The sequence below is a fragment of the Bradyrhizobium denitrificans genome (genome assembly GCF_013179005.1).
In the GTDB taxonomy this organism is placed as follows: domain Bacteria; phylum Pseudomonadota; class Alphaproteobacteria; order Rhizobiales; family Xanthobacteraceae; genus Bradyrhizobium; species Bradyrhizobium denitrificans.
Map to the genome: position 1 here is coordinate 47,819 of NZ_JABFDP010000009.1, position 14,648 is coordinate 62,466.

Sequence of the window (14,648 nt, forward strand, 5' to 3'; positions counted from 1 at the left end):
CGACGACGGCTCAGCCTGCCGCCGGGCAGAACACATGTCCGATCAGGATGCAGTCAGCAGGCCGCAAACCAGCCGTCGGGGAAGGGGATCAGCGGCCAAGCGCCCTGATTGTCGTTAGCTGCTTGGGGAAACCGCAACATCGAGAATAGGCGGGTCATCGAATCAATCTCGGGCTCAGGCGCAACTGCCGATCTTACAGCATCCAGCAACAGTTCATACTCGGCTTCGCTCATCATGGCCCTCGCGCAATCTGCGCGGCCACCATGTCAAAGCTCCACTCTGTCCAAATTGAACGGATCACTAAAATTGTAAGGATCGCGGACGAAGGGCTTAATTGGTTACCGTTATCTTTCGTTCCTCACGACGGTAGCCAAATCAGGTCGGGCGCGATGTGAACTGCGTCACATTCGCGGCGAGATTATCTTACCTGTCGACAATTGCTCGGAGCCGCCAGCCAGAGGCATTGCCCTGGCGATTCGCAGACCTCGCAAGCGAAGACGCCGCGACCACCGAACTGGCGTTCCGATGTGATTACTGCCGGCACTGCATCCTGGCAGGGGCGAACGCTTCATCGGGGGTAAGAATCTCGCGCATCAATTGCGCGAGGTCCTTCGGCTTGAAGGGTTTGGCCAGTCGATGAAGTCTCTGAACCCTCGCCGATAGTCCCAGGGACTCCGGCATTCCGTGGTCTGATTCGAGGACCATGCCCGACATCATGACGATCGGCATGTTCGGGCGCGCCGCACGTGCCGCTCGTATGACGTCGTTGCCGTCGATGTCGGCCAGATTGAGATCGATCAGGGCCGCGGCGAAATCGCTGCGGGCAACAACGTCAAGAGCCTGGCGTCCGTCGGTCAGGGCAGTCACCGCATATCCCTCACGAACTAGAAGATGCTGAATGACACAGCAGACACCAACTTCGTCATCAACGACCAGGATGTTCGTCATGAGGCTCTCCGCTCAGATGCCGGTGTGGTGCGAGGTTGCCGCGCGCGTCGGCGAGAAGCCGCTGGCGGACCTCGATGGCGCGATCCACAGCTTCGAGCAGATCAAGGAGGTCGAACGGCTTCTGCAGCGCAGCCGTCGCCCCGAGCTTGATCGCCATTCCGAGGAAGTCGGGAGCTCCCTGTTTCTTGTCCGTGAATGCGTAGCCGGAGATTGCGATGAACGGAACGGTCGGATCGATCTTGATCAATTCGCGAATGGTCGCAATTCCGTCCATGCCCGGCATGAACATATCGATCACGACAGCGTCGAATGACACGCTGCCGATCAAACGAATACCGGTCGGTCCGTCGGGCGCGAGAAAGACGCAGAACTTCTTCTTTTTGAGCAGGGTTTCAAGCGCCGCGCGCGTCGCAGAATCATCATCGATAATGAGAACAGTAGGCATGGGCCACCTCAGTATCGGCCTGACTGAAGGACACGCACGCGACAGACAATGCATCAAGACTCAAAACGAATAAGTAATTGACACTGAATTAGTTGTATCAAGTTTGCAACCAGGAGTTTTACGGGCCACTACTGCGACCGTGTTGTTCCTCAAGTTGTGTACGATACGATGAACATGGAGCCATGATAGCGTTGGCGTCGATGTGCTGCTCATCACGTTTTGAGCATTGCGATCCATACGAGGCCCGACGCAATCAGTGCAGCGCAGGTTGCTCGCCAGAGCGTGGCCTTTTCCTTCAGGACGACAATCCCGATCAGGCTGGCAAACAGAACGCTGCATTCGCGAAACGCGACGACGTTGGCGATCGGATTCCTGCTCAGCGCCCAGAGGAACACGGCGAAGGATGTCAGACCCAGCAGCCCGGCGATCACGACCGAAACATAGGCCGTTCGGATCTCGGCGAAGAGGACCGGGCCGCGTCGTATCGCCGCGACGAGGAGGAACACCAGGCTGTCGAGCACGATGATCCAAGCGGTGAACGAGGCCCATCCGGCCGCCTGGCGAGTCCCGGCGGCATCAACGACCGAATAGGCAGCAACCATCGCGGCAGCGAGGACAGCCGCAGCAAACGCGCGGCGATCGATCGAGCCATGGACGCGATCTCGCGCGAGGCCGATGATCCCAACGCTGATGAGTGCGATGCCGATCAACTGTCCGATCTGCGGCGGCTGCTGGAGCGCCAGATAGGCGAACACCGCTGCGAACAGCGGCACGCAGCCGCGGGCGATGGGATAAGAGCGCCCGAACTCGGCTGACCCGTAGGTCACCGCCAGGCTCGCTTTGTACGCCGCATGCAGCACAAGCGACGCCAGGATGATCGGCCAGGTCGAGGGGGAGGGAATCGGGACCAGGAACAGGAAGGGTAGCGTCACGACGCTGCTGACCAGACCCATCCCGGCCAGGATGGAAAGGCCGCTGCCATTCTTGACGATCGCGTGCCAGCTTGCGTGAAGCAGACCGGCGAGCAGCATCAGAAGCGCGGCGATTGGGTCCAACGGCGAAGGTCTCGCGGGTATCAGCTCTCGGGCCGCCAGCAGGCCGGCGCGAAATAGGGGACGGCATCGCGCTCGAACGCCCGGCGCGAGATGATGCGGCTCGAGGGGGAGATATCGAGCGCTTCCCACTCCGTTCTGTCGACGAAGCGCAGCGCCGCGATCTCGTCGCCATCGGCTGCGAGCGCACCGCCGATGACGGCTGCCTCGAACGCGATCACCGTGTAATAAGTCAGATCTCCGTTGGGATAGCGGATGAGGAATTCGGGGCCGCCAAACACGCCGAGCAGGCGCTGGGGACGGACGAGCAGACCAGTCTCCTCGAAGCATTCGCGCGTCGCGGCGTCGGCGGGATGCTCGTTCGGATCGATGGCGCCGCCGGGCAGGGTCCAATGGCCCGTCTCCGCGTCGCGGCCGAGCAGGATCCGACCCTGGTCATCGAACAGCGAGATCGAGACGGCCGTGGTCGCAAGCAGATCGTGGCCGACCTTGCTGCGGACGGCTCTCAGGTGATCGGAGATGGGCATGGCTGACGTTGCCTTGGAGCTGGACTGGTCGCTTGCCCGACCGAATCGGTGACGTCAAGGCAGTTGGGGAGGCCGGGTCTTGCTGCGAGCAGTCTGCCTGCGGCACGGGATGCGCAGCGCACGCGTGCCTGTTCGAGCGGCCTACCTGTCAGATGATCTTGGGTTGGATTGTCTAAGCGAGCCAGTCGGCATCGGCCGAATTGGCTCCCCGGGCTGGATTCGAACCAGCGACCATTCGATTAACAGTCGAATGCTCTACCGCTGAGCTACCGAGGAACAGGCGAAGCAATGCCTCGCGAGCGGGGTGCGTATAACAAAGCCTTTTGGCCTTGCCTAGAACCAAATCGCATCTTTGTGACGATTGTCGCGCCGAGGCCAAAAACACGGAAAATCATGGGTTTATCCATGATCTGAACGCTTGATGGGCAGCCGTCGCCCACAATTGGGTGACAGGAATTTCACTAGAATCGGCGCAATCGGCTGCGGATAGTAGGCCGGAACTTGCCGCTGCCTCGGACATGGAGCCGTTTCAGATGTCGAACACCCCCTTTCAAGCCGCCGAAAGCGTGTCGTCACCGTCGCTGATTCCCGACCCGATGGAGCGACTCTCCGACGACGAGTGCCTGTCGCGCTTGGTCCATGCCGTCAGCCGCGGTGAGTCGGAGCGGCTGGATGAGGTTGCGCAGCTGCTCGGCCGCCTAGCGGTTGTGATCGAGTAACCCTCGACTCAAGAGGATCGGCCAAAACGACTGACATTCTCCGGCCGGGTCCGCGTCCGCCCGGGTCCACCGATCCATTGAGTCGGCGCCCCCGCGTGCTCCGAGATCCAATCCGACGCGACCTCGAAGACACGCGATTGCGGCGTTCGCCGATGAGCCGGCGGACGCTCGGTCCGAATCGAAGCGCTGCATGCGCCGCCATGCCGATGCGGCGCCAGGCCGTCGTCTGACCTGAGGTCTGACCCATGGTCTGACGATGTGCGCGGTGTATCCGGACGATCCGCGTGTTGCGTTTTCACCGACCTTGTACCAAAAGGGTGCGCAGATCGTTCGCGGTTCATCCTCTTTGCTTGCAGGTCTGCTCATGCTCCCCTTCGCGACGGCGCGTCAGAAAATGGTCGATGGCCAGGTGCGCACCAACGACGTTACCGACCACCGTGTGTTGGATGCGATGCTGACGGTGCCGCGCGAGAACTTCGTCCCGTCGGACCGGCAGGCGCTGGCCTATCTCGACCAGAATCTCAACGTGTCGGAAGCCGGCTCGGCCCAGCGCTTCCTGATCACCCCCATGCTGACGGGTAAGCTGCTTCAGGCCGCCGAGATCAAGCCGACCGATCACGTGCTCGTGGTCGGGTGCGCGACGGGCTACCTTGCCGCGCTTGCGGCGAAGCTTGCGGCCAGCGTGGTCGCGACCGATCCGGACCCAGCTCTCGAGGGGCGCGCCAAGCAGCTGCTGGCCGGCATCGCGAGTGTCTCTGTTCGCGTCGCGCCTGCCGTGCAGGGCGATCCGGCCGATGGTCGCTTCGACGTGATTCTTCTCAACGGGGCGACCGAGATCGCGGTCGATGGGCTGTGCCGCCAGCTCAAGGAAGGCGGTCGCCTGGTCGGCGTCTCCGCGAAGACCAAGCCGGCCCGTGCCATCATCTTTACGCGATCCCATGGTGAAGTGGGCAGCAGGACCCTGTTCGACGCTGCGGCACCGATCCTTCCTGGTCTCGAGCAGGTCCCCGAGTTCGTTTTCTAACTCCTGCGGTTCCCTGGGGACGAGCCGCATTGGGCTGTGATCCGCTCAGGGCACGGTGGCTTTCGGTCGTCTTCACGGCTGCGGGCCGGCGAAAATCTGTTTCAAATCAGAAGTGTGGCTTGGATGCTGCACGTCGACAGTTTTCCGCATGGGTTCCGGGCAGAGAGGTTCCGTTGCGCAGGCATGGGGAATAAGGTGTGAGGTGCGCGGGAGTCTCTAACAGGTTTACGGCCCGGCTTTGGCGTTCGAGCCGGTAACAACAATGAATGGAACAGGGATGTTTGGGGTGAAGGTCGTCACCGCAGCGGCGGCTGCGGTCCTCGTGATGGCTTGCGCAGGCCCGACGCCTGCGTTGGCCGACACGATCGAGGCTGCGCTGGTGCGCGCCTATCAGAGCAACCCGCAGCTGAACGCGCAGCGAGCTCTCGTTCGCGCCACCGACGAAGGCGTGCCGCAGGCACTTTCGGGCTACCGGCCGAAGGTCAATCTTCAAGCATCGGGTGGAGTTCAGTATCAGGACGGGCAGGTCGCGCCCGGGACTGCGGCGGCCCATGGCCTATTGAGGCCCCGCAGCGTCGGCCTGACCGTGAACCAGACGCTTTACAACGGCCAGCAGACGGCGAACGGCGTCCGCAAGGCCGAGGCGAGTGTGTCGGGTCAGCGCGAGGCCCTCAGGGTGCTCGAACAGTCGGTGCTGCTGCAGGCTGCGACCATCTATATGGATTATCTGCGCGATGCGGCGATCGTCGAGGTTCAGCGCAGCAATACGCGGGTTCTGGAACAGACGCTCAAACAGACGCGCGATCGCTTCAATGTGGGCGAGGTCACGCGCACCGACGTTGCGCAGTCCGAAGCGCAACTCGCAGCCGGCCGCACGCAGCAACTGACGGCCGAATCCAATCTGACGGCCACGCGCTCGAACTTCCGCCGTATCATCGGCAACGATCCCGAGAACCTCGCGCCGGGCTCTCCCGTCGATCGTTACCTGCCGCCCTCGCTGCAGCAGTCGATCGAGACGGCGCTGACCGAGAGCCCCAGCGTAACCTCGGCGATGTATGGCATCGACGTTCAATATCTGCAGGTCAAGATCAACGAAGGAGCCTTGCTGCCGACCGTGACCGTCCAGGCCTCGGCAACGCAGGCCTACGAATCGCAGCTGACCTCCTATCGCTCCTTCAGCGCCGGCGCGGCCGCACAGCTCACTGTGCCGATCTATCAGGGCGGCGGCGAATATGCCTTGATCCGGCAGTCGAAGGAGACGCTGGCGCAGCAACGTCTCGCGCTCGAGCAGACCCGCGACCAGGTCCGGTCCGACGTGGTTTCGGCCTGGGGCAAGCTGCTCGCCGGCAAGGCGCAGGTGCAGTCGGCACAGGCGCAGGTGGCGGCCTCGGAAATCGCCCTGAACGGCGTTCGCGAGGAGGCCAAGGCCGGCCAGCGTACGACGCTCGACGTCCTTAACGCGCAGCAGGCGCTTGTCAATGCGCGGAACTCGCTTGTGAACGCCCAGCATGACCGCGTCGTTGCATCCTACACCGTGCTGCAGACGGTCGGTCGCCTGTCGCCGCAAGTGCTGCGGCTGCCCACGACGACGTATGATCCAACCGTGCACTACCAGCAGATTCGTGACAGCTGGGCTGGCGTCCGCACTCCCGACGGCCGTTAGTCGGATCTTAACTTCGATTCTTGATCCCTCGGCCATTGGCCGAGGGATTTGCGTTTGTGGCACATGCTCAGGTTGTGGTCGGCGGGCGACGCTTCTCCGTCAATTTCCGTGCTCCCCCGGTTGCGGGCGGCCGTTGCTTGCATTCAAATGTTGCCATGACATAGCCTCAAAATGGCCGCGGAACGATTCGCAGTGCGTCGGATGTTGTTCTAAGAATAGTCTCCGATCTGGTCAGTATCGTTCCGTTGTTTGCATCGATTGAGGCCGCGTCTGGGACAAGTCGGCATGACCACAGCGAAGTCCGAGCCACTTGGATCCGGCGCTTTTTGCATTCGCGCTAAGACGACGCGTGCGGCGGCGTCGCTGATTTGGAGTCGGAAATGACGCAGCCTGCAAAGGTCCAAGAACCCTCGATGGAGGAGATTCTGGCGTCGATCCGGCGGATCATTGCCGATGATGAGGCCAAGCCCCCGGCAGCCGAAAAAGCTGCTGCACCTGAGCCCCCCAAGGCCGAGAAGCCGGCTGCGCCGGCACCGAAGCCTGTGATGAACGACGTTCCGCCGTCGAAGATTGCGGCGGCGGCTCCGGCGAAGGCTGTGACTCCGCCGGCCCCTGCGCCCGCGCCGGCGCCCGCAAGTAACAGCCAGGACGACATTGACGCATTGCTGGCGGGTTTGGATGAAACGACTGCGCCGGCGGCCGAGGCTCCGCCGGCTGAACCTGAGCCTGATCCCGAACCTGAAGTACTTGAGTTGACGGACGACATGGCAGTGGCCCCACCGACCCCCGCTCCAGCCCCCGCAGCGGCTTCCTTCCGCAAGGTCGAGCCGCAGGACGATATCGAGTTCATTGAATCCGGACGTCTTGCCCGTAAAGCGCCGCAGCCTGCAGCGGCCCCGGCTTTCGAATCGGCCTTCGAGGCCATGCCGCCGAAGCAGCCGATCCTTGCGCCGTCCACGGTGAACGCCGTGGAGTCCGCGTTCAATGCGCTCGCCAATACCGTGTTGAGCAACAATGCCCGGACGCTCGAGGATCTGGTCAAGGAAATGCTGCGGCCGATGCTCAAATCGTGGCTTGATGACAATCTGCCGGCCCTGGTCGAGCGCATCGTCAAGGCGGAGATCGAGCGGGTCTCGCGCGGCCGCTAGCGGCGGATCTTGTCGCGCGGGCTGCCGGTCTCCTGACGCAGGCCGGCTGTTTTCGCGACCCGGTTCCTCACGCAAGAGGGCTGGCGTTGTCTCCGTTTGCCATCAATGTTCGCCGCCGCTGTTGACTTGGCGGCGCGTGGCGGCTTTCTAGCCCGTTCAAGCTGATGCAGGCCCGGCGGATCGCAGCGTGCTCTCCCGAGAACGCGATCCCGGACCGGGCATCAGTCGAAAAATAGCCAAGTCCCAACAGCTTGCGTGAGCTTTTTCAGGTCGCGACCGAAGGCCAAGACGAGTTCCGCGATAGATGAATTGGACGGCCGGCCCTGCGCCCGCTGGAAATGTGATGATCGACAAGAATTATCAGCCCGCCGACCTCGAAGGCCGCATGTCCCTGGTCTGGGAGGATGCGCGCGCATTCTCCGCCGGCCGTCCCGATCGCCGGGATGCCGATCCCTTTACGATCGTGATCCCGCCGCCCAACGTGACCGGCTCGCTGCACATGGGGCACGCACTCAACAATACGCTGCAGGACATCCTGTGCCGGTTCGAGCGGATGCGCGGCCGGGACGTGCTGTGGCAGCCGGGCACCGACCATGCGGGCATCGCCACCCAGATGGTGGTCGAGCGCCAGCTGATGGAACGCCAGCAGCCGGGCCGCCGCGAGATGGGTCGCGAGAAGTTCCTCGCACGCGTGTGGCAGTGGAAGGACGAGAGCGGCGGGACCATCATCAACCAGCTCAAGCGCCTCGGCGCCTCCTGCGATTGGGGCCGCGAGCGCTTTACCATGGACGAGGGCCTGTCGAAGGCCGTCGTGAAGGTGTTCGTCGAGCTGCACCGCGCCGGCCTCATCTACAAGGACAAGCGGCTGGTCAACTGGGACCCGAAGCTGCTGACGGCGATCTCGGATCTCGAGGTGCAGCAGATCGAGGTCAAGGGCAACCTCTGGTACCTGCGCTATCCGATCGAGGGCAAAACCTTCAACCCCGAGGATCCGACCAGTTTCATCGTCGTGGCCACCACGCGTCCCGAGACGATGCTCGGCGACAGCGCGGTTGCCGTGCACCCGGATGACGAGCGCTATCAGCATCTCGTCGGCAAGCGCGTGATCCTGCCGCTGGTCGGCCGCGAGATCCCGATCGTCGCCGACACCTATTCCGATCCGGAGAAGGGCACCGGCGCGGTCAAGATCACGCCGGCGCATGACTTCAACGATTTCGAGGTCGGCCGCCGCCACGGCCTGCCGCAGATCAGCATTCTCGACCGCGAGGGTTGCATCGCCCTCGTCGACAACGAGGACTATCTGCGCGGGCTGCCCGAGGGCTCGGAGGAGTTTGCGCGGGAGTTCCACGGCGTCGAGCGCTTCGCCGCGCGCAAGAAGATCCTGGAGCGGCTGGAGACCTTCGGCTTCCTCGAGCGCGTCGAGCCCAACACCCACATGGTGCCGCATGGCGACCGCTCCGGCGTCGTCATCGAGCCGTACCTCACCGACCAGTGGTATGTCGACGCCAAGACGCTGGCAAAGCCGGCGATTGCCGCCGTCAAGTCAGGCGCGACGACGTTCGTGCCGCGCAACTGGGAGAAGACCTATTTCGAGTGGATGGAGAACATCCAGCCCTGGTGCATCTCGCGCCAGCTGTGGTGGGGCCATCAGATCCCGGCCTGGTACGGTCCCGACGGCAAGGTGTTCGTCGCTGAGACCGAGGAGGAGGCCGTCAGCCACGCCATTGCGTACTATGTCGAGCAGGAGGTCATCACGGCCGAGCAGGGCCGCGCAATGGCCCTCGACCGCAACAAGCGCGCGGGCTTCATCACACGTGATGAAGATGTTCTCGACACCTGGTTCTCCTCGGCGCTGTGGCCGTTCTCGACGCTTGGCTGGCCGGACGATACGCCGGAGGTGAAGCGCTACTACCCGACCAACGTGCTGGTCACCGGCTTCGACATCATCTTCTTCTGGGTCGCCCGCATGATGATGATGGGCCTGCACTTCATGAAGGAGGTGCCGTTCTCGACTGTCTACATCCACGCGCTCGTCCGTGACGAGAAGGGCGCCAAGATGTCGAAGTCGAAGGGCAACGTCATCGATCCCTTGGCACTGATCGACGAGCACGGCGCCGACGCGCTGCGCTTCACGCTCGCGGCGATGGCCGCCCAAGGCCGCGACATCAAGCTGTCGACCCAGCGCGTCGACGGCTACCGCAAGTTCGCCAACAAGCTCTGGAACGCCAGCCGCTTTGCCGAGATGAACGGCTGCACGGTGCCGGTGGGCTTCGATCCGGCCTCCGCCAAGGAGACGCTCAACCGCTGGATCGCCCATGAGGCCGCCGCTGCCACGCGCGAGGTCACTGAAGCTTTGGAGGCCTATCGCTTCAACGATGCGGCGAACGCGATCTACCGCTTTGTCTGGGACGTCTATTGCGACTGGTATGTCGAGCTCGCCAAGCCGACTTTGCTCGGCGAGGACAGCCCGGCCAAGGCCGAGACCCGCGCCATGGTCGCCTGGGCGCGCGACGAGATCCTCAAGCTGCTGCATCCCTTCATGCCTTTCATCACCGAGGCGCTGTGGGAATCGACCGCCAAGCGCGACGGCCTGCTGACCCTGTCGCCCTGGCCGCATCGCACGGACGTGCCGACCGTCGCCGAGATTGCCGCGCTGTCGGCCGCGAGCTTCGGCGATCCGCTGGTGCCGCCGGTCCTGGTCGCGTTCAACGCCGCCAGCTTCAAGGACGAGGCGGCCGAGGCCGAGATCGGCTGGGTGGTCGATCTCGTCACGGCGATCCGCTCGGTCCGGGCCGAGATGAACATCCCGCCCGCGACCCTGATGCCGCTGGCGCTGGTCGGTGCGTCCGCCGAGACGAAAGAGCGCGCGCCGCGCTGGAGCGACGTGATCAAACGGCTTGCGCGCCTTTCGGACATCTCGTTCGCCGACACCGCGCCTGAGGGGGCTGCTCAACTCGTGGTGCGTGGCGAGGTGGCGGCCCTGCCGCTCAAGGGCGTCGTCGATCTCGCCGCCGAGCGCACCCGCTTGGCCAAGGAAATCGCCAAGGCCGACGCCGATATCGAGCGGGTCGACAAGAAGCTTGGCAACGAGAAGTTCGTCGCCAACGCGCCGGAAGAGCTCGTCGAGGAAGAGAAGGAAAAGCGCGAGGCGGCGCTGGCCCGCAAGGCCAAGTTCCAGGACGCGCTGTCGCGGCTGCAGGGCGTGGGGTAGCTCCGCTCTCTCCGTCGTCATTGCGAGCGCAGCGAAGCAATCCAGGGTCCCGCGCGTAGCCCTGGATCGCTTCGTTGCTTACGCTCCTCGCGATGACGGAGGAAACGGCTTGCTCAGGAAGCGCGAGCCCTTCAGGCCGAACCGCCAGGGCAGCTCGACCGCCTTGGTGATGCCGATGCGGACGCCGGTGACGACCTCGACATCGGCCGGGCGCGCGAACAGCTCGATCGGTTGACGATCCAGCGGCAGGCCGTTGTGCGCAATCGTGATCCCCATCGCCTCCGTCAGCTTGCCGGGCCCTGAGCACAGCGCCCTGACATCCTCCAGCCGGCGCCGCCGCTGCATCTCGTCGACGCCGAGCGTCGGCTCGATCGCCCGGATCAACACCGCGCTGGCCGAGCCCTCGGCCTCGCAAACGAAATTCACGCACCAGTGAATGCCGTAGGAGCGGTAGACATAGGCAAAGCCGGGCGGGCCGAACATCACCTGGTTGCGCGGCGTCGGCCCGCGGAACGAATGCGCCGCCGGGTCGGTGTGGTGATACGCCTCGACCTCGACGATCACGCCCCCGACGCCGTCGACCAGGAACGTCGCCCCGATCAGCTCCGGCGCGACCTCCAGCACGGCGCGGGCGAAGAACGCCCGGGTGAGTCGTTGGCCTGCGGCCATCGGCCGAGGCCGTGAAACTCCGGGGGATTTTGCCGGTTTTTGCGCCATTCTCGAGAAAATCCGCCGCGATGAGCGCTGTTCCGCGCTGCCCATATCTGCCATGCCCTGGTATCCTCGGCCAGCCGGTTGCGGCGCGCCCCGGCACGGAATAGCTAGGGCGCAACAGAGGTTTGCCAGGTCCCCATGGTCACCATCGTCGACACGCTCTCGAACACGCCGCTGCGCCCGCGCCACCCCGAAAAAGCGAACCGGCCGGATTCCATCTCGCCGGCGAAACCCAGCTGGATTCGCGTCAAGGCGCCGACCACCCGCGGCTATGCCGACACCCGCAATATCGTGCGCGAGAACGGCCTCGTGACCGTGTGCGAGGAGGCGGGCTGCCCGAACATCGGCGAGTGCTGGGACAAGAAGCACGCCACCTTCATGATCATGGGCGACACCTGCACGCGGGCCTGCGCCTTCTGCAACGTCAAGACCGGCCTGCCGGCCGCGCTCGACGCCGGTGAGCCTGAGCACGTTGCGGAAGCCACCTTCAAGCTCGGCCTCGCCCATGTCGTCGTCACCTCGGTCGACCGCGACGATCTCGCGGATGGCGGCGCCGCCCATATCGCCGCGACCATCCGCGCCATTCGCGCGACATGCCCGACCACCACGATCGAGGTGCTGACTCCGGACTTTCTCCGCAAGGACGGTGCGCTGGAGCAGGTCGTCGCGGCCAAGCCCGACGTCTTCAACCACAATCTCGAAACCGTGCCGTCGCGCTATCTCTCGGTTCGTCCGGGCGCCCGCTACTTCCACTCGATCCGACTGCTGCAGCGGGTCAAGGAGATCGATCCCACCATCTTCACCAAATCCGGCATCATGGTCGGCCTGGGCGAGCAGCGCCACGAGGTGTTGCAGGTGATGGATGACCTGCGCTCGGCCGAAGTCGATTTTCTGACGATCGGGCAGTATCTGCAGCCGACCAAGAAACACCAAGCCGTGATGGCCTATGTCACGCCGGAGGAGTTTTCCAACTACGAGACCGTTGCCTACACCAAGGGCTTCCTGATGGTGTCGGCGAGTCCGCTCACGCGCTCGTCGCATCATGCCGGCGAGGACTTCGCCAAGCTGAAGGCCGCGCGCGACGCGCTCGCGCGCTGATCGAGACGAGATGCCGAGATTTTCCAACAAGCGGCGCGTGCCGCACACGGCCGACCAGATGTTCGACCTCGTCGCCGATGTCGAGCGCTACCCTGAATTCGTGCCGCTGTGCGAGCGGCTGGTGGTGCGGCAGCGCAGCCAGAAGCCCGATGGTCTCGAGGTGATCGTCGCCGACATGACGGTATCGTTCAAGCTGGTCAAGGAGACCTTCACCAGCCGCGTCACGCTCGACCGTGCGGGACGCAAGATCCTGGTCGAATATGTCAGCGGGCCGTTTTCGAGCCTCGAGAACCGCTGGAGCTTCGAGCCGCGCGAGCAGGGCGCCTGCGAGGTGACGTTCTTCATCGCCTATGAGTTCAAGAGCCGCATGCTGGCGATGCTGATGGGCTCGATGTTCGACACCATCTTCGCGCGCATGTCGGCGGCGTTCGAAAAGCGCGCCGATGCGATCTACGGCCGCAAGCCGGCGGTGTCGTCGACGTAAGGCCGCATCGCTCGCCGATTGTCGACCTCAGTCGGCGCCTCACCCTCAGTCGTCATCCCCGCGCAAGCGGGGATCCATCACCACAGGATCGCGTGTGGCGGCACGCCGGTGACTCCGATCTCGTTCTACCACATCTGCTGCGGCGTATGGGTCCCGGGTCAGCGCCTGCGCGGCGCCTCGCGCCGCTGTGGCTTGCCCGGGACGACACCGCGTTTGAAGCTGGCGCCTCCCAACTCGTAGCTCCGCAGCGCTGCTTGACGCGACGTGATACGTGGACGATCGAACCCTACGCCGCCTGCACGGCGTTCAAAAAGTCCTTCACCTTGCTGCGCAGCTCGTCGGCGTGCCTGGCGAGCTGGCCCGCCGCGCCCAGCATCTGCCGGGCGGCGCCGCCGGCGGATTCCACCGTCTGGCTGACCGAGCCGATATTGGTGGCGACCTCGCGCGTGCCGCTGGCGGCCTGGCTGACCGAGCGCGCGATCTCCTGGGTGGCGTGGCCCTGCTGGTCGACGGCGGTCGCGATCGTCTTGGCGATCTCGCTGATCTGGCCGATGGTCCCGCCGATGCCCTGGATCGCCGCGACCGTGTCGCTGGTCGCGCGCTGCATGGCGCTGATATGGGCCGAGATCTCGTCGGTTGCTTTCGCGGTCTGGCTCGACAGGCTCTTCACCTCCGAGGCGACCACGGCGAAGCCGCGGCCGGCATCGCCGGCGCGCGCCGCCTCGATGGTCGCGTTCAGCGCCAGCAGGTTGGTCTGGCTCGCAATGGCGTTGATCATGTCGGTCACGGCGCCGATCTTGGCCGCGGCATCCGCCAGGCTGTTGACCAGGTCGTTGGTCCGCGACGAGGCCTCGACCGCCTCTGAGGCGATCGTCGAGGAGGTCGCGACTTGGCGGTTGATCTCGCTGACCGAGCTCGACAGCTCCTCGGTCGCGCCGGCGACCGACTGGACGTTGGAGGAGGCGGAGTTGGACGCCGAAGCCACCAGCGCCACGCGCTGCGCGGCCTGGTCGGCAGTCGCGGTCAGCGAGGCGGCCGTCGTTTCCACCTCGCGAGAGGCGCCGGAAATGGCATTGGCGATCGCGCCGACGCTGGTCTCGAAATCCTTGGCGATTCGGTCCAGCGCGCGCTTCTTCTCCTCGCGGGCGGCGACCAGATCCGAGAGATCGCGGCGGAAGCTCATGACGTAGGTCTGGCCCTCGACCTGCGTCGGCACCAGCGTGATCTGCACCAGGGCCGGGCTGCCGTCGGCGCGCTTGGTGGTCCACTCGAAGCTGGCATGGCCTTCGCGCCTGGCTTGGGCGTCCATCTCGCGCACCATGTCGGCGGACCGCTTGCCGTTCGGCTGGAACTCCGGCGCCATCGTGGCGGGCGAGCGCGACAGCAGGTCCTGCTTGCTGCGGAAGCCGCCGAAACGGACTGCCGTTTCGTTGCAGGCGATGATCTTGCCCTCGGACATCACCAGAATGGCATCGCGATTGCGTTCGAAGACTTCGGTCATCAAGAGGTTGTGCGCGCGATCAGCCGACTTGCCGGAGAAGAAAGCCATGGGGGGTCCCGAATCCACTGTCAGAGAAGATTGAATCAGAGCTAGCAGGACAAAATTAACCAAAAC

Annotated in this window: 14 protein-coding genes and 1 tRNA gene; 7 read left to right on the forward strand and 8 right to left on the reverse strand. The window is 64.2% G+C overall.

Features of this window, described 5'->3' with window-relative positions:
• Positions 1-53: 53 nt before the first annotated feature.
• The 6 genes from HL671_RS11330 to HL671_RS11355 all read right to left on the reverse strand — a co-directional run bounded on the left by HL671_RS11330 (position 54) and on the right by HL671_RS11355 (position 3,248).
• Positions 54-233, reverse strand: a complete 180-nt coding sequence (locus HL671_RS11330) for a hypothetical protein (RefSeq protein ID WP_012044012.1) — start codon at positions 231-233, stop codon at positions 54-56.
• Positions 234-531: 298 nt separating this feature from the next.
• Positions 532-948 carry a response regulator gene (locus HL671_RS11335; RefSeq protein WP_012044013.1) on the reverse strand — a complete coding sequence of 139 codons (417 nt, stop codon included), beginning with the start codon at positions 946-948 and terminating at the stop codon, positions 532-534.
• Positions 926-1,447: a response regulator gene (locus HL671_RS11340; RefSeq protein WP_244424037.1), complete on the reverse strand. Its 522-nt coding sequence runs from the start codon at positions 1,445-1,447 to the stop codon at positions 926-928. Before HL671_RS11340 ends, HL671_RS11335 begins: the two co-directional genes overlap by 23 nt.
• 158 nt (positions 1,448-1,605) lie before the next feature.
• The gene (locus HL671_RS11345) at positions 1,606-2,448 is read right to left on the reverse strand and encodes an EamA family transporter (protein ID WP_012044015.1); all 843 of its coding nucleotides are present in this window, start codon (positions 2,446-2,448) and stop codon (positions 1,606-1,608) included.
• Positions 2,449-2,468: 20 nt separating this feature from the next.
• Complete coding sequence (locus HL671_RS11350) at positions 2,469-2,972, reverse strand: NUDIX hydrolase (RefSeq protein ID WP_012044016.1); 504 nt, start codon at positions 2,970-2,972, stop codon at positions 2,469-2,471.
• A 201-nt stretch (positions 2,973-3,173) separates the two neighbouring features.
• Positions 3,174-3,248, reverse strand: a tRNA-Asn gene (locus tag HL671_RS11355).
• 257 nt (positions 3,249-3,505) lie between these two features.
• Between HL671_RS11355 and HL671_RS11360 the strand changes: the two genes are divergently transcribed.
• The 5 genes from HL671_RS11360 (at position 3,506) to HL671_RS11380 (ending at position 10,737) form a co-directional block, all read left to right on the forward strand.
• A complete protein-coding gene (locus HL671_RS11360; RefSeq protein ID WP_012044017.1) occupies positions 3,506-3,691 on the forward strand; it encodes a hypothetical protein in 186 nt (61 codons plus the stop codon).
• 364 nt (positions 3,692-4,055) lie between these two features.
• On the forward strand, positions 4,056-4,715 hold the full coding sequence (locus HL671_RS11365) for a protein-L-isoaspartate O-methyltransferase family protein (RefSeq protein WP_012044018.1): 660 nt from the start codon (positions 4,056-4,058) through the stop codon (positions 4,713-4,715).
• A 277-nt stretch (positions 4,716-4,992) separates the two neighbouring features.
• On the forward strand, positions 4,993-6,378 hold the full coding sequence (locus HL671_RS11370; protein ID WP_012044019.1) for a TolC family outer membrane protein: 1,386 nt from the start codon (positions 4,993-4,995) through the stop codon (positions 6,376-6,378).
• Positions 6,379-6,758: 380 nt separating this feature from the next.
• Complete coding sequence (locus tag HL671_RS11375) at positions 6,759-7,526, forward strand: PopZ family protein (RefSeq protein ID WP_172236450.1); 768 nt, start codon at positions 6,759-6,761, stop codon at positions 7,524-7,526.
• A gap of 343 nt (positions 7,527-7,869) precedes the next feature.
• Complete coding sequence (locus HL671_RS11380; protein WP_012044021.1) at positions 7,870-10,737, forward strand: valine--tRNA ligase; 2,868 nt, start codon at positions 7,870-7,872, stop codon at positions 10,735-10,737.
• A 78-nt stretch (positions 10,738-10,815) separates the two neighbouring features.
• Here HL671_RS11380 and HL671_RS11385 read toward each other — a convergent pair whose 3' ends face one another.
• The gene (locus HL671_RS11385) at positions 10,816-11,406 is read right to left on the reverse strand and encodes a DNA-3-methyladenine glycosylase (protein WP_012044022.1); all 591 of its coding nucleotides are present in this window, start codon (positions 11,404-11,406) and stop codon (positions 10,816-10,818) included.
• Between the two features lie 183 nt (positions 11,407-11,589).
• On the opposite strand from HL671_RS11385, the gene lipA reads away from it, so the two are divergent.
• Together lipA and HL671_RS11395 are read left to right on the forward strand one after the other, a co-directional pair.
• Positions 11,590-12,549: a lipoyl synthase gene (gene lipA / locus HL671_RS11390; protein ID WP_172236451.1), complete on the forward strand. Its 960-nt coding sequence runs from the start codon at positions 11,590-11,592 to the stop codon at positions 12,547-12,549.
• A gap of 10 nt (positions 12,550-12,559) precedes the next feature.
• Complete coding sequence (locus HL671_RS11395; RefSeq protein WP_172236452.1) at positions 12,560-13,033, forward strand: type II toxin-antitoxin system RatA family toxin; 474 nt, start codon at positions 12,560-12,562, stop codon at positions 13,031-13,033.
• Positions 13,034-13,319: 286 nt separating this feature from the next.
• On the opposite strand, the gene HL671_RS11400 is transcribed toward HL671_RS11395, so the two are convergent.
• Positions 13,320-14,582, reverse strand: a complete 1,263-nt coding sequence (locus tag HL671_RS11400; RefSeq protein WP_012044025.1) for a methyl-accepting chemotaxis protein — start codon at positions 14,580-14,582, stop codon at positions 13,320-13,322.
• Positions 14,583-14,648 lie beyond the last annotated feature (66 nt).

Excerpts from the sequence above, each read along its gene's own strand:
- HL671_RS11330 (WP_012044012.1), bottom strand. The coding sequence starts at position 233 with ATGAGCGAAGCCGAGTATGAACTGTTGCTGGATGCTGTAAGATCGGCA.
- HL671_RS11370 (WP_012044019.1), top strand. The coding sequence starts at position 4,993 with ATGTTTGGGGTGAAGGTCGTCACCGCAGCGGCGGCTGCGGTCCTCGTG.
- HL671_RS11380 (WP_012044021.1), top strand. The coding sequence starts at position 7,870 with ATGATCGACAAGAATTATCAGCCCGCCGACCTCGAAGGCCGCATGTCC.
- HL671_RS11385 (WP_012044022.1), bottom strand. The coding sequence starts at position 11,406 with ATGGCCGCAGGCCAACGACTCACCCGGGCGTTCTTCGCCCGCGCCGTG.
- HL671_RS11350 (WP_012044016.1), bottom strand. The coding sequence starts at position 2,972 with ATGCCCATCTCCGATCACCTGAGAGCCGTCCGCAGCAAGGTCGGCCAC.
- HL671_RS11375 (WP_172236450.1), top strand. The coding sequence starts at position 6,759 with ATGACGCAGCCTGCAAAGGTCCAAGAACCCTCGATGGAGGAGATTCTG.
- HL671_RS11365 (WP_012044018.1), top strand. The coding sequence starts at position 4,056 with ATGCTCCCCTTCGCGACGGCGCGTCAGAAAATGGTCGATGGCCAGGTG.
- lipA (WP_172236451.1), top strand. The coding sequence starts at position 11,590 with ATGGTCACCATCGTCGACACGCTCTCGAACACGCCGCTGCGCCCGCGC.
- HL671_RS11340 (WP_244424037.1), bottom strand. The coding sequence starts at position 1,447 with ATGCATTGTCTGTCGCGTGCGTGTCCTTCAGTCAGGCCGATACTGAGG.
- HL671_RS11335 (WP_012044013.1), bottom strand. The coding sequence starts at position 948 with ATGACGAACATCCTGGTCGTTGATGACGAAGTTGGTGTCTGCTGTGTC.
- HL671_RS11360 (WP_012044017.1), top strand. The coding sequence starts at position 3,506 with ATGTCGAACACCCCCTTTCAAGCCGCCGAAAGCGTGTCGTCACCGTCG.
- HL671_RS11400 (WP_012044025.1), bottom strand. The coding sequence starts at position 14,582 with ATGGCTTTCTTCTCCGGCAAGTCGGCTGATCGCGCGCACAACCTCTTG.
- HL671_RS11395 (WP_172236452.1), top strand. The coding sequence starts at position 12,560 with ATGCCGAGATTTTCCAACAAGCGGCGCGTGCCGCACACGGCCGACCAG.